This is a genomic window from Xanthobacter sp. 126 (assembly GCF_000526175.1).
GTDB lineage: Bacteria > Pseudomonadota > Alphaproteobacteria > Rhizobiales > Xanthobacteraceae > Xanthobacter > Xanthobacter aminoxidans.
The window spans coordinates 3,372,378-3,384,889 of record NZ_JAFO01000001.1; the positions used below are offsets into that span (position 1 = coordinate 3,372,378).

Here is a 12,512-nt window from a genome sequence, read left to right on the forward strand (position 1 = left end):
AAGGCTCGGTCGCAGGGCGGCTCCGCCGATGTGGCCTCTAGGCAAAGGGCGAGTGCGCGCGTGATCGAGCAGATCATGTACTTCATGCTGGGCGTGCTGATCGCAACGCTCGTGGCTTTGCTCGTGCTGCCCGCGGTCTGGCACCGGGCCGTCCGGCTCACCACCAAAAGGGTGGAGGCGGCGGTGCCTATCTCCATCTTCGAGGTGCAGGCCGACAAGGACCAGCAGCGCGCGTTCTTCGCCCTAAACCAGCGGCGGCTGGAACTGCAATCCGACGCCATGCGCGACACCATCGTCGCCAATGCCGCCACCATCGAGACCCAGCGCCAGCGCACCTTCGAGCTGGAGGGCGAACTGAAGACCCTCCAGGCGCAGCACACTTTCCTGCAAGCCACCAGCGCCGAGCGCGATGTGCTTTTGGGCGAGACGCAGGACCAACTCGCCGACCGCACCGCCACTGTCGCCCGCCTGGAAGAGGCGCTGGCGGATCGGGTCGCCGCCCTCGCCGCACTGGAAGCCGCCCACGGCACCCTCACCGGGGATGCCCGCGCCCAGGCCGAGGCTTTGAAGGCCCGCGAGGAGGCGCTTGCCGCCGCCCGCACTCGCGTTACCGCCATCGAAGCGGACGTGGCGAGCCTCAGCGCGCGCCTCACCGACACCGCCCGCCGGCTCGAGGAAACGTCCGCCACCCTTGAAGCCGAGCGCGCCGCCACCCTTGAGGCCCGCGCCATCGCGGCCCAAGCTGCGACCGAACTTTCCACCGATCTCACCGAGGCGCAGGAAGCCCTCGCCCTCAAGGTGGTCGAGAGCGAGGCGCGGGCTCAAACCATCGCCGCGCTGGAGGCCGAGCGCGACCGGCTCGCCCAGACCCTCGCTACGGCGGAGGTCGACCTCGACGCCAACCGCTCCGTCGTCCACGCCTTCGAGCAGCGGCGCGCCAGCGAGTTCGTCGCGGCCGAGGCCGAGAACCGGCGGCTTGAGGATGCCCTGCGCATGCTCAAGGCCGACCATGCCCTTATGGAAGAGGCCGTGCAGCGCCGCCGGGACGACGGCAGCGCGGTGCCCGCCCCGCTGGCGAGCGAAGTCGCTGCTGCCGACGGCGCTGGCAACGCGATCCTGCGCGAAAGCATGACCGACCTCGCGGCGCGCCTTGCCGCCCTCACCGCCCGGCTGGAGGGTAATGGCTCGCCCATCCGCCAGGCCGTGGCGGAGGGCGCCGCGGGCGACCTTGCCGCGCGCATCCGTGCCCTGCTCGATCCGGCCGACGGCAGCGCCGAAGAAGAGGCGTCCGCGGGCGAGGCTCCGGCGATCGAAGCCAATGCCGTACCTTCCGATGGCACCGTCCGTCGCAATCGCAAATCCGCGCGCAGCCGGGCGGCCGTCTAAGTCATCCGGTCGGACACGATCCGCCTCTCGCACAGCCGAAGAGGATGAATGAGCGACCTCGATTCCCCTGCGGCCCGCATCGACGCGAAGATTGCGGGACTGAAGGAGTGGCGCGGCGACGCCCTCGCCCGCGTGCGCGCCCTGATCCACGAGGCCGATCCGCAAGTGACCGAGGCGGTGAAGTGGGTGAAGCCCACCAATCCGTCCGGCGTGCCCACATGGGAACATGACGGTATCCTCTGCACCGGGGAGGGCTACAAGACCTATGTGAAGCTGACCTTCGCCCACGGCGCGGCGCTGGATGATCCGAGCGGGCTTTTCAATGCCGGCCTCGGCGGCGGCACCCGCCGGGCCATCGACATTCACGAAGGGGAAGAGGTGGAGCCCGAGGCGTTCAAGGCCCTGATTCGGGCCGCCGTGGCCCTCAACGTCGCCCGGCAGGCATCGAAGCGCCGGTAACGCCTATCGCGAGGCCACCGTGAGTTCGTCGAGGCGCGCCCGCATGGAGCGCGGCAACTCGGGGAAACGGGACGGCTCGACGAAGTCCGCCGCGCGATAGGGCGGCCCCTTGGTCTTGCCGGTGAAGACGCGGGTGCCCTCGGCGGTCATCACCACATCGCCGCGCTTCAGCGTGGGGTCTTCCATGACATCCAGATGGGTGAGGCCGCCAACCTTGCCGTTGCAGGTGCAACCCTCGACGAGGCGCTGACGGTAGACATAGGCATTGGGCAGTTCCGAATAGGGCTTGCCCTCGCGGGTGACGGCTCCGTCGATGCCGCGCGCGGGATCCGAGGTGCTCACCACGGTCATCTTCGCGGCCGGACAGAAGGCGGCGCATTGAGCGAGATCGCTCTTCTCCACCCCGGCGCGGCCGGCGAGCGGGAAATACCGCCCGTCGCAGGTGCGCACGCAGTAGCCGTGGCCACCGCCGCTGTAGCCCGGTGCCGCATCAAGCATGCGCGGGGTGACGATGATGCGGGGCTGCTCGCTGGACCGATAGGTCGGGCGAGCGCCGAACAAGGCTGAGAAAAAGTCCGTAAGGGGCGACCCGCCATGCGAGGGGAAGATCCCCCGCGACTGCGCTCTGGCATCGCTGCCGAAGGGCACGAGCGCCAGCGCGAGGCCCAAGGCGAAGGCCACCATCAGCGCCACCAGCCCGTCCTCCCGGCCGCGTGCCGATGGAAGCGCACGCGCGCCAGTATTTTCGGCCTGTGGTGCACCTTGCCCCGATTGTTCTGCCATTTTCCACCCCATCCCAGGCTCTTCGCATCCCAGGCGTCTCCGCGCGACCGCGAGCCGTCTCGAGGCCATGGCTGGCGAGATGCCCGCTCAGGCCCAAGACAATGGCGGCGCTCCGATCGTTCCGCCCGGCGTTGGATGCCGTTCAGGGCAGCGGACGCTCGGGCCGAAGGCGCTGGTATCGAATTTGGCGCGGTTCCCCACGCGTGAAGATGCCCCGGGGCATGGGGCTCAGGACGTGCGGTATCGCCCGGAAGCCTGGCCGCGCAAGCCACGCACAAGTTCCATCGCGATATGATCTCAGGCGAATGCGGATACGCTGCGAACAGGCGGCCTGGGCGTTTCGGACGGGCGCTCCTGCGGATGCGTCAGGAAGGCAAGGGTAGGCGTCGCCACCAGCAGGGTGGCGAACAGCATCACGACCACGGAAATCAGAACAGACCCATTGGCTACGCGGGGCATCTCGGGACTCCCTCTCCCCGATTCCGGCTGATGGTCCGCCGCACCATCACCATCCCTAATATAACCTTAATTCATGGTGGACGGTTCCTGTGCTTAAGGTCACGTTCGCGAGAGGAGGGGTTGTGCGACTCAGCGAATGCACCTTCCGCCTACCACCGCCGACGGCAGCGATGTTTCCCATTTCGCGCCGTGGCAGTGGATGACCTTCGCCAGCGCTGCGGTGCGGCAACGAAGCCGCCTTGCGCGCCACCGCCCGGCGCACTGATATGGCGGCATGATAGACAAGCTCGAATATCTGATCGCTCTTGCCCGTGAACGTCATTTCGGCCGGGCCGCCGAAGCCTGCGGCGTCACTCAGCCCACCCTCTCCGCCGGAATCAAGCAGCTGGAGGACACGCTGGGGGTGCTTTTGGTGCAGCGCGGCTCCCGTTTCATGGGCTTCACCCCCGAGGGCGAGCGGACGCTGGAATGGGCGCGGCGCATCGTGGCCGATTCCCGCGCCATGCGTCAGGACATCGACGCGCTGAAGCGCGGCCTCGCCGGCCCCCTGCGCATCGCCGCCATTCCCACGGCCCTGCCCATGGTGGCGGCGCTGACGACCCCGTTCCGCGCCCGCCATCCGGACGTGCGCTTCACGGTGATCTCGCGCACCTCCATCGAAATCCTGAACCACCTGGAAAATCTGGAGATCGACGCTGGCCTCACCTATCTCGACAACGAGCCGCTCGGCCGGGTGAACACGGTGCCGCTTTATCGCGAGCGCTACCGCCTCGTGACGGCCGCCGATGCCAAGTACGGCGACCGGGAGAGCGTGACCTGGGCGGAAGTGGCGGAGCTGCAGCTCGCCCTCCTCACCCCGGACATGCAGAACCGGCGCATCGTGGACAATCTCCTCGCCGCCGCCGGTGCCAGCCACAAGCCGACGCTCGAATCCAATTCCATGATCGTGCTGTTCACCCATGTGCGCACGGGGCTTTGGTCGAGCGTGATGCCGGCCATGCTCGCGGATTCGCTGGGGCTGACCTCCACCGTGCGGTCGATTCCGATTCTGGAACCGGACATCTCCCACTCCATCGGCCTCGTGGTGCCCCATCGCGAGCCGACCACGCCGATCACGGCAGCTCTCGTAGCGGAAGCGCGACGCATCGCTCCGAAGCTGGAGCAGGCCACGGTGACCGACCCGGCAATTGCTGCGATGCAATAATTCGGGGCGGCCATGGCCGCTCCCAAAACCGTGTCCGCATAGAAAAACACGATCAATATACCAAGAACCATCCCAGACTGACCGGAATGACGCAGGCCAGCGCCTTGATTTCCGGTTCCGGCGCGTCTCGAACGGGCGCCGCTTGATAGAGATGTTCTATCGCAACATCCCACAGCTGCCTTGATTGAAGGGCCGCGTATGACACACTTTCCCCCAAGCAACACGAAGCAGCGGCAACGCGGCCTCGGTCAGTTGGGGAAAGTGAGACGTCCATGGCGGTCTATGAGGATTGGAGCACCGAGCGCGCAGCGCAGGTGATCGCGGAGCACAAGCATCTCGACGGGGCGACCATGCCGATCCTGCACGCCCTGCAGGAGACGTTCGGCTTCGTGCCCGATCCCGTGGTGCCGATGATCGCGGAGACGCTCAACCTCTCCCGCGCCGAGGTCTACGGCGTCCTCACCTTCTATCACGACTTCCGACGCGAGCCGCCGGGCCGCACGGTGGTGAAGCTCTGCGCCGCCGAGGCGTGCCAGTCCATGGGCAGCACTGCCCTCACCGCCTATGCGGAGCAGAAGCTGGGCGTCTCCATGGGCGAGACCTCGGCCGACGGCCGCGTGACGCTTGAGCCCATCTACTGCCTCGGCCTGTGCGCCTGTGCCCCCTCCGCCCTCGTGGACGGGCAGCTGGTCGGCCGCCTCGACCGCGCCACGGTGGACGAAATCGCCGAGTGCGTCGCCGCCAGCAAGCACTTCGGAGAGGTGTGATGAAGTCCCCCCGCATCTTCGTTCCCAACGACGCCACCGCCATCGCCTGCGGCGCCGACCGCGTCGCCAAGCGGCTTGAAGCCGGCCTTCTCGCCCGTGGCATCACCGCCGACATCACCCGCAACGGCTCGCGCGGCATGTTCTGGCTGGAGCCGCTGGTGGAGATCGAGACCGAGCGTGGCCGCATCGGCTACGGTCCCGTCACGCCCGCCGAGGTGGACGAGCTGCTGCACGCCGGCTTCCTGCATGGCGCCGACCATCCCAAGTGCATCGGCGTGGTGGATGAGCTGCCCTGGCTGAAGAAGCAGACCCGCCTCACCTTCGCCCGCATCGGCATCATCGACCCGCTCTCCCTCACGGAGTACGAGGCGCACGGCGGCTATCGCGGCCTGAAGCGCGCGCTGGAGCTGGGGCCGTCCGGCACGGTGGAAGAGGTGTTCGAGAGCGGCCTGCGCGGCCGCGGCGGCGCCGGCTTCCCGACCGGCATCAAGTGGCGCACGGTCGCCGCTGCCCCGGCCGACCAGAAGTACATCGTCTGCAATGCCGACGAGGGCGACAGCGGCACCTTCGCCGACCGCCTCATCATGGAGGCGGACCCCTACTGCCTCATCGAGGGCATGACCATCGCCGGCCTCGCCGTGGGCGCGACCAAGGGCTTCGTCTATTGCCGCTCGGAATATCCCCTCGCCTTCGTGGTGATGGAGAAGGCCATCGAGAAGGCCCGCATGGCGGGGCTGCTCGGGGACAACATCCTCGGCTCCGGCGTCTCCTTCGACATGGAAATGCGCATGGGCGCCGGCGCCTATGTGTGCGGCGAGGAGACCTCGCTGCTGGAAAGCCTGGAGGGCAAGCGCGGCCTGGTGCGCGCCAAGCCGCCGCTGCCGGCGCATGTGGGCCTGTTCGGTAAGCCCACCGTCATCAACAACCTCGTCTCGCTCGCCACGGTCCCGGTGATCCTCGACAAGGGCGGCAAGTTCTATCGCGACTTCGGCATGGGCCGCTCGCGCGGCACCATGCCCATCCAGCTCGCGGGCAACATCAAGCATGGCGGCCTGTTCGAGACCGCGTTCGGCATCTCGCTGGGCGAGCTCGTCAACGAGATCGGCGGCGGCACCGCCTCCGGCCGTCCGGTGAAGGCGGTGCAGGCGGGCGGGCCGCTCGGCGCCTACCTGCCGGTGCACCAGTTCGACACGCCGTTCGACTACGAGGCCTTCGCGGCCAAGGACGCGCTCATCGGTCATGGCGGCATCGTGGTGTTCGACGACACGGTGGACATGGCCCACATGGCCAAGTTCGCCATGGAGTTCTGCGCCCACGAGAGCTGCGGCAAGTGCACCCCCTGCCGCATCGGCTCCACCCGTGGCGTCGAGACCATCGACAAGATCGTCGCCGGCGAGAAGCGCGTTGAGAACCTCGCCCTGCTGGAAGACCTCTGCCACACCATGAAGCTCGGCTCGCTCTGCGCGCTCGGCGGATTCACGCCCTACCCCGTCGTCAGCGCCCTCACCCATTTCCCGGAAGACTTCGGCGCCACGCCGAAGCTCCCGGTCGCGGCCGAATGACCGTAAAGGAACGCCCCATGTCGCTCGTCCATGAAATCGACTACGGCACGCCGGCTTCCAAGTCGGAGAAGCTGGTCACGCTCACCATCGACGGCATGACCGTGCAGGTGCCGGAAGGCACCTCCATCATGCGCGCCGCGATGGAAGTGGGGAACCAGATCCCCAAGCTCTGCGCCACCGACATGCTCGACGCCTTCGGCTCCTGCCGCCTGTGCCTCGTCGAGATCGAGGGCCGCAACGGCACGCCCGCCTCCTGCACCACGCCGGTGGCGGACGGCATCGTGGTGAAGACCCAGACCGAGCGGCTCAAGAAGATCCGCAAGGGGGTGATGGAGCTCTACATCTCCGACCACCCGCTGGACTGCCTGACCTGCTCCGCCAACGGCGACTGCGAGCTGCAGGACATGGCCGGCGTCGTCGGCCTGCGCGACGTGCGCTACGGCTATGAGGGCGAGAACCACACGAAGCTCGGGAAGGACGAGTCCAACCCCTACTTCACCTATGAAAAGTCGAAGTGCATCGTCTGCAATCGCTGCGTCCGCGCCTGCGAGGAAGTTCAAGGCACCTTCGCGCTCACCATCTCCGGGCGCGGCTTCGACAGCCGCGTCTCGCCCGGCATGGACGAGAGCTTCCTCTCCTCGGAGTGCGTCTCCTGCGGCGCCTGCGTGCAGTCCTGCCCGACCGCGACGCTGAACGAGAAGGCCATGTACAACATCGGCACCCCCGAGCATTCGGTGGTGACGACCTGCGCTTATTGCGGCGTGGGCTGCACCTTCAAGGCCGAGATGCGCGGCGACGAGCTGGTGCGCATGGTGCCCTACAAGGACGGCAAGGCGAACCGCGGCCATTCCTGCGTCAAGGGCCGCTTCGCCTATGGCTATGCCGTCCACCAGGACCGCATCCTGAAGCCCATGATCCGCTCCTCCATCCACGAGCCGTGGAAGGAAGTGAGCTATGAGGAGGCGATCGCCTACGCCGCCTCCGAGTTCAAGCGCATCCAGGAGAAGTACGGCAAGCGCTCGGTGGGTGGCATCACGTCCTCGCGCTGCACCAACGAGGAAACCTACCTCGTCCAGAAGCTGATCCGCGGCGGCTTCGGCAACAACAACGTGGACACCTGCGCCCGCGTCTGCCACTCGCCCACCGGCTACGGTCTGTCGGTGACCTATGGCACCTCGGCCGGCACACAGGACTTCGACAGCGTAGAAGCCTCCGACGTGGTGCTCATCATCGGCGCCAACCCGACGGATGGCCACCCGGTGTTCGGCTCGCGCCTCAAGAAGCGGCTGCGCCAGGGCGCCAAGCTGATCGTGGTGGACCCCCGCCGCACCGACGTGGTGCGCTCGCCCCACATCGAGGCGGCCTACCACCTGCCGCTGCGCCCCGGCACCAACGTGGCGATCGTCACCGCCATGGCCCACGTCATCGTAACCGAGGGTCTGGTGAACGAGCAGTTCGTGCGCGAGCGCTGCGACTGGGAAGAGTTCCAGGAATGGGCCGCCTTCGTCGCCGAGGAGCGCCACTCCCCCGAGGCGGTGGAGAAGTACACCGGCGTTCCGGCTGACGCGGTGCGCGGCGCCGCCCGGCTCTATGCCACCGGCGGCAACGGCGCGATCTATTACGGCCTGGGCGTGACCGAGCACTCGCAGGGCTCGACCACCGTCATCGCCATCGCCAACCTCGCCATGGCCACCGGCAACATCGGCCGCAACGGCGTGGGCGTGAACCCGCTGCGCGGCCAGAACAACGTGCAGGGCTCGTGCGACATGGGCTCGTTCCCGCACGAACTGCCGGGCTACCGCCACATCTCGGACGACGCCACCCGCGCTTCGTTCGAGGCCCTGTGGGGCGTCGGGCTCGATGACGAGCCGGGCCTGCGCATCCCGAACATGTTCGATGCGGCCGTGGAAGGCACCTACAAGGGCATGTACGTGCAGGGCGAGGACATCCTCCAGTCCGACCCCGACACCAAGCATGTCTCCGCCGGCCTTGCCGCGCTGGAGTGCCTGGTGGTGCAGGACCTGTTTCTGAACGAGACCGCCAACTACGCCCACGTCTTCCTGCCGGGCTGCTCCTTCCTCGAGAAGGACGGCACCTTCACCAATGCCGAGCGCCGCATCCAGCGCATCCGCAAGGTGATGGCGCCGAAGAACGGCTATGCGGACTGGGAAGTCACCCAGATGCTGTCCAACGCCCTGGGCTTCCCCATGACCTACAGCCACCCCGGCGAGATCATGGACGAGATCGCGGCGCTCACCCCCTCGTTCGCCGGCGTGAACTACAAGCTGCTCGACGAGATGGGCTCGGTGCAGTGGCCCTGCAACGAGAAGGCGCCGGAAGGCACCCCGATCATGCACATCGGCGGCTTCGTGCGCGGCAAGGGCAAGTTCATGCTCACCGAATACGTGCCCACCGACGAGAAGACCGGGCCGCGCTTCCCGCTGCTGCTCACCACCGGCCGCATCCTCAGCCAGTACAACGTGGGCGCCCAGACCCGGCGTACCGAGAATGTGGTTTGGCACCCGGAGGACGTGCTGGAGATCCATGCCCACGACGCCGAGGTCCGCGGCATCCGCGACGGCGACTTCGTGAAGCTGGACAGCCGCGCCGGCTCCACCTCGCTCCGTGCCGTGATCTCCGATCGCGTCGCCCCGGGCGTGGTCTACACCACCTTCCATCACCCGGTGACGCAGGCCAACGTGGTGACGACCGACTATTCGGACTGGGCCACCAACTGCCCCGAATACAAGGTGACGGCGGTGCAGGTCTCGCCCTCCAACGGCCCGACCCAGTGGCAGGAGGAGTACGAGAACCTCAGCCGCACCAGCCGCCGCATCGCGGCGGAGTGAGGGCCGGGGGCACCGCCCCCTGCTCCCCCTTCCGGGTGCCCTCAGGTGTTCCCATCTGAATGGACGAGATGACCGACGAGCCTGCCTGCCCCCTGCCTGCTGACCTCCCCGCGCCCCCTTCGGCGCGGCGGGTGGAGCGTGTGCAGCTGCGGGACAGGCAGGTCTCCTCCGGCACCCGGGCGGTGCCGGAGGAAGTGCCGGTCGCCCTCACCTTCAACGGCACCACCCATGCGGTGATGATGGCGAGCCCCACCGACATCGCCGCCTTCGCGCTGGGCTTCGCCCTTACCGAGGGCATCGTCGCGGCGAAGGAGGAAATCCTCTCCCGCGATGTGATCGTCGTCGACGAGGGCATCGAGGCGCGCATGTGGATCGCCGAGGAGAAGATGAAGCATCTCTCCGCCCGGCGCCGGGCGCTCGCCGGCCCCACCGGCTGCGGCCTGTGCGGGGTGGAGAGCCTCGCCGAGGCGGTGAAGCCCGCCGCCCATGTCACCGCCACGGCCGTCTTCGCGCCGGACGTGGTGCTGGGCGCCATGGCCACCCTCGGCCCGCTTCAGGCGCTGAACCGCGAGACCCGCGCGGTGCACGCCGCCGCCTATTTCGAGCCCGGCCGGGGCATCCTCGCGCTGGCGGAGGATGTGGGCCGCCACAACGCCTTGGACAAGCTCGTCGGCATGGCTGCCGACGCCGGCTTCGACACCGCGCGCGGCCTGCTGCTGCTCACCAGCCGCGTCTCCATCGAGATGGTGCAGAAGGCGGCGGTGCTGGGCGTGGGCGTCATCGCCGCGGTGTCCGCCCCGACTTCCCTCGCCATCCGGACGGCGGAGGCAGCGGGTATCACCCTTGCCGCCATCGTGCGCGATGACGGCTTCGAGATTTTCACCCATCCCGGGCGCATCGCGCCCGCTTCATCGGAACGGGACCATGTCGCATAACTCCACCGAGAAGCTGGTCTATATGGCCAACCAGATCGCCACCGCCTTCGCCGCGCAGAAGCACGAGGCGGCCGTGGAGGCGACGCGCACGCACATCAAGAAGTTCTGGGACCCGCGCATGCGCTCCAAGATCGCCGAGCATGTGGCGCACGGCGGCGAGGGACTTCAGCCCATCGCCCGAGAGGCACTGGAAGGGTTGCAGGCGCCGAAGGCGGCCTGACTTCGCCCGCCTCGTGCGGGCGATCGGCTTTACACCACGTCCCTCGGCGCGAGGGCGCATTGCATGCGACCCTCCTCCACCTGCAGCACCGGGTGGACGATGCCGAAGCGGGCTTTCAGTTCCGCGCACGTCTCCGACAGGAAATCATCGTCCAGCGTCGCGCCGGGCCGCACCAGATGGGCGCTGAGCGCCACCGAGGTGGTGCTGAGGCCCCAGATGTGCAGGTCGTGCACCTCGCTCACGCCCGGCCGCGCGGCGAGATAGGCCTCCACCTCGGCCGCGTCGACGCCCGCCGGCACCATGTCCATGGCGAGGTTCACGCTGTCCCGCAGCAGCCCCCATGTGCCCGCGATGATGGCGACGGAGATCGCCAGCGACACCACGGGGTCCAGCCACAGCCAGCCGGTCAGCGCGATCACCGCACCGGCGATGACCACCCCCAGCGAAATCGCGCCGTCCGCTACCATGTGCACGAACGCCCCGCGCACGTTCAGGTCGCCCTTGCGTCCGGCCATGAACAATAGCGCCGTGCTGATGTTCACCCCGACGCCCACCAGCGCCACGATCATTACCATTCCGGTCTCGATGGGCGCGGGATTCGCGAGGCGGCCGAAGGCTTCCAGGATGATGCCGCCGGTCGCCACGAGCAGCAGCGTTGCATTAGCGAGCGCGGCGAGGATGGAGGACCGGCCGTAGCCGTAGGTGCGCTTGGGCGTGGGTGCCCGTCGCGACAGCCACGCGGCGCCCCAGGCGAGCAGCAGGCCGAGCACGTCGGAGAGATTGTGGCCCGCATCCGCCAGAAGGGCGAGCGAGCCGGACATGAAGCCGAACCCCGCCTCGATGACGACGAAGCCAAGGTTCAGCCCGGCGCCGATGGCGAAGGCCCGCAGCGAATCCGGCGGGGCGTGGGAATGGCCGTGGCCACCGTTGCCCTGCGAATGGTCGGCGTGGTCGTCGTGATCCGGATCGCTCTGATGGGATGCCATGCCGCGCCTCCATGCATTCGCGCGGCATCTTCCACAAGCGCCGGGCGATGTCACGCCCGGCCGGCGCGGCGCGAGCGCGCGCCTATCCGAGGAAGGCCGAGACGGTCCGCGCGAACGCTTCCGGCTGCTCGATGGCGGAGAGGTGCCCGCCCGGCAGGCGCGCCAGCTTTGCTCCGGGGATGGCGGCGGCGATGGCCTCGCCCCAAGCTGGCGGCGTCGAGCGGTCGCCATCGGAGACGATGACCAGCGTCTGGGTGGCGATGCGCGCAACGTCGGCGCGGAAATCCATGTCGCGCATGGCGGCGCTGGTGCCCATGTAGCCGGCGGGCTTCGCTCCCGTCACCATCGCGCGCACCTCGGCCACCCGGGCCGGACGCTGCGCCTTGAACTCGGGCGTGAACCAGCTGTCGATGACGGAATCGGCGATCGGCTCCGTCCCGTCCTTGCGCACCGCCTTGATGCGGTGATCCCAGAAGCGCGTCGGGCCCGCATGGGCGGTGGTGTTGGAAAGGATGAGGCGGGTGAGGCGCTGCGGCGCGTTCAGCGCCAGCCACTGGCCCACCATGCCGCCGAGCGACAGGCCGCAGAAATCGGCGGTGGCGAGGTTCAGGCGGTCCATCAGCGCCAGCACGTCGCGGCCGAGGTCGCCCATGGAATAGACCTGGTCGGGCGCGGCGCTCTCGCCATGGCCGCGGGCGTCGTAGCGGATGAGGCGGCGGCCCGGGAACAGCGGCACCACCTCATCCCACATGCCGAGGGTGCAGCCGAGGGAATGGGAGAGGATGAGCGGCGGCGCGCCCTCCGGCCCCGTCACCTCCACCCTGAACCGCTCCCCGGAGATCTCCAGCAGCGCCACGGCGCCCTCCCCTCTGGATTCAATATGCCAGAGGTGTAGCGCGTTC

12 protein-coding genes are annotated in these 12,512 nt (G+C 68.3%); 8 read left to right on the forward strand and 4 right to left on the reverse strand.

The features are described 5' to 3' along the window. Positions 1-60: 60 nt before the first annotated feature. Both XAN126_RS27250 and XAN126_RS0116055 read left to right on the forward strand, forming a co-directional pair. A complete protein-coding gene (locus XAN126_RS27250; RefSeq protein WP_024279607.1) occupies positions 61-1,386 on the forward strand; it encodes a hypothetical protein in 1,326 nt (441 codons plus the stop codon). Positions 1,387-1,434: 48 nt separating this feature from the next. Then, positions 1,435-1,845, forward strand: a complete 411-nt coding sequence (locus tag XAN126_RS0116055; protein WP_024279608.1) for a DUF1801 domain-containing protein — start codon at positions 1,435-1,437, stop codon at positions 1,843-1,845. 3 nt (positions 1,846-1,848) lie between these two features. Here XAN126_RS0116055 and XAN126_RS26435 read toward each other — a convergent pair whose 3' ends face one another. Next, positions 1,849-2,529, reverse strand: coding sequence for a DUF2865 domain-containing protein (locus XAN126_RS26435; RefSeq protein WP_245272380.1), 681 nt, complete (start codon positions 2,527-2,529; stop codon positions 1,849-1,851). A gap of 396 nt (positions 2,530-2,925) precedes the next feature. Then, a complete protein-coding gene (locus tag XAN126_RS28425; protein ID WP_155982333.1) occupies positions 2,926-3,087 on the reverse strand; it encodes a hypothetical protein in 162 nt (53 codons plus the stop codon). A gap of 274 nt (positions 3,088-3,361) precedes the next feature. Here XAN126_RS28425 and XAN126_RS0116070 point away from each other — a divergent pair, with 274 nt between their 5' ends. The 6 genes from XAN126_RS0116070 (at position 3,362) to XAN126_RS0116095 (ending at position 10,624) form a co-directional block, all read left to right on the forward strand. After that, positions 3,362-4,291: a LysR family transcriptional regulator gene (locus XAN126_RS0116070; protein WP_024279610.1), complete on the forward strand. Its 930-nt coding sequence runs from the start codon at positions 3,362-3,364 to the stop codon at positions 4,289-4,291. Positions 4,292-4,563: 272 nt separating this feature from the next. Then, complete coding sequence (locus tag XAN126_RS0116075; protein ID WP_024279611.1) at positions 4,564-5,058, forward strand: formate dehydrogenase subunit gamma; 495 nt, start codon at positions 4,564-4,566, stop codon at positions 5,056-5,058. Continuing rightward, a complete protein-coding gene (locus XAN126_RS0116080) occupies positions 5,058-6,620 on the forward strand; it encodes an NADH-quinone oxidoreductase subunit NuoF (RefSeq protein WP_024279612.1) in 1,563 nt (520 codons plus the stop codon). The genes XAN126_RS0116075 and XAN126_RS0116080 overlap by 1 nt, the downstream gene beginning before the upstream one ends. 17 nt (positions 6,621-6,637) lie before the next feature. Continuing rightward, on the forward strand, positions 6,638-9,469 hold the full coding sequence (fdhF, locus tag XAN126_RS0116085; protein ID WP_024279613.1) for a formate dehydrogenase subunit alpha: 2,832 nt from the start codon (positions 6,638-6,640) through the stop codon (positions 9,467-9,469). Positions 9,470-9,537: 68 nt separating this feature from the next. Continuing rightward, positions 9,538-10,404 carry a formate dehydrogenase accessory sulfurtransferase FdhD gene (gene fdhD / locus XAN126_RS0116090; RefSeq protein ID WP_081762664.1) on the forward strand — a complete coding sequence of 289 codons (867 nt, stop codon included), beginning with the start codon at positions 9,538-9,540 and terminating at the stop codon, positions 10,402-10,404. Further along, complete coding sequence (locus XAN126_RS0116095; RefSeq protein WP_024279615.1) at positions 10,394-10,624, forward strand: formate dehydrogenase subunit delta; 231 nt, start codon at positions 10,394-10,396, stop codon at positions 10,622-10,624. Before fdhD ends, XAN126_RS0116095 begins: the two co-directional genes overlap by 11 nt. A gap of 29 nt (positions 10,625-10,653) precedes the next feature. Here XAN126_RS0116095 and XAN126_RS0116100 read toward each other — a convergent pair whose 3' ends face one another. Both XAN126_RS0116100 and pcaD read right to left on the reverse strand, forming a co-directional pair. Next, a complete protein-coding gene (locus tag XAN126_RS0116100) occupies positions 10,654-11,610 on the reverse strand; it encodes a cation diffusion facilitator family transporter (protein WP_024279616.1) in 957 nt (318 codons plus the stop codon). A gap of 82 nt (positions 11,611-11,692) precedes the next feature. Further along, positions 11,693-12,466 carry a 3-oxoadipate enol-lactonase gene (gene pcaD / locus XAN126_RS0116105; RefSeq protein WP_024279617.1) on the reverse strand — a complete coding sequence of 258 codons (774 nt, stop codon included), beginning with the start codon at positions 12,464-12,466 and terminating at the stop codon, positions 11,693-11,695. Positions 12,467-12,512 lie beyond the last annotated feature (46 nt).

What these genes read in the sequence shown, in the direction of transcription:
- XAN126_RS0116055 (WP_024279608.1), top strand. Translation starts at nt 1,435, where the DNA reads ATGAGCGACCTCGATTCCCCTGCGGCCCGCATCGACGCGAAGATTGCG.
- XAN126_RS0116080 (WP_024279612.1), top strand. Translation starts at nt 5,058, where the DNA reads ATGAAGTCCCCCCGCATCTTCGTTCCCAACGACGCCACCGCCATCGCC.
- XAN126_RS0116075 (WP_024279611.1), top strand. Translation starts at nt 4,564, where the DNA reads ATGGCGGTCTATGAGGATTGGAGCACCGAGCGCGCAGCGCAGGTGATC.
- XAN126_RS0116070 (WP_024279610.1), top strand. Translation starts at nt 3,362, where the DNA reads ATGATAGACAAGCTCGAATATCTGATCGCTCTTGCCCGTGAACGTCAT.
- XAN126_RS28425 (WP_155982333.1), bottom strand. Translation starts at nt 3,087, where the DNA reads ATGCCCCGCGTAGCCAATGGGTCTGTTCTGATTTCCGTGGTCGTGATG.
- fdhD (WP_081762664.1), top strand. Translation starts at nt 9,538, where the DNA reads ATGACCGACGAGCCTGCCTGCCCCCTGCCTGCTGACCTCCCCGCGCCC.
- fdhF (WP_024279613.1), top strand. Translation starts at nt 6,638, where the DNA reads ATGTCGCTCGTCCATGAAATCGACTACGGCACGCCGGCTTCCAAGTCG.
- XAN126_RS26435 (WP_245272380.1), bottom strand. Translation starts at nt 2,529, where the DNA reads ATGGTGGCCTTCGCCTTGGGCCTCGCGCTGGCGCTCGTGCCCTTCGGC.
- XAN126_RS0116100 (WP_024279616.1), bottom strand. Translation starts at nt 11,610, where the DNA reads ATGGCATCCCATCAGAGCGATCCGGATCACGACGACCACGCCGACCAT.
- XAN126_RS0116095 (WP_024279615.1), top strand. Translation starts at nt 10,394, where the DNA reads ATGTCGCATAACTCCACCGAGAAGCTGGTCTATATGGCCAACCAGATC.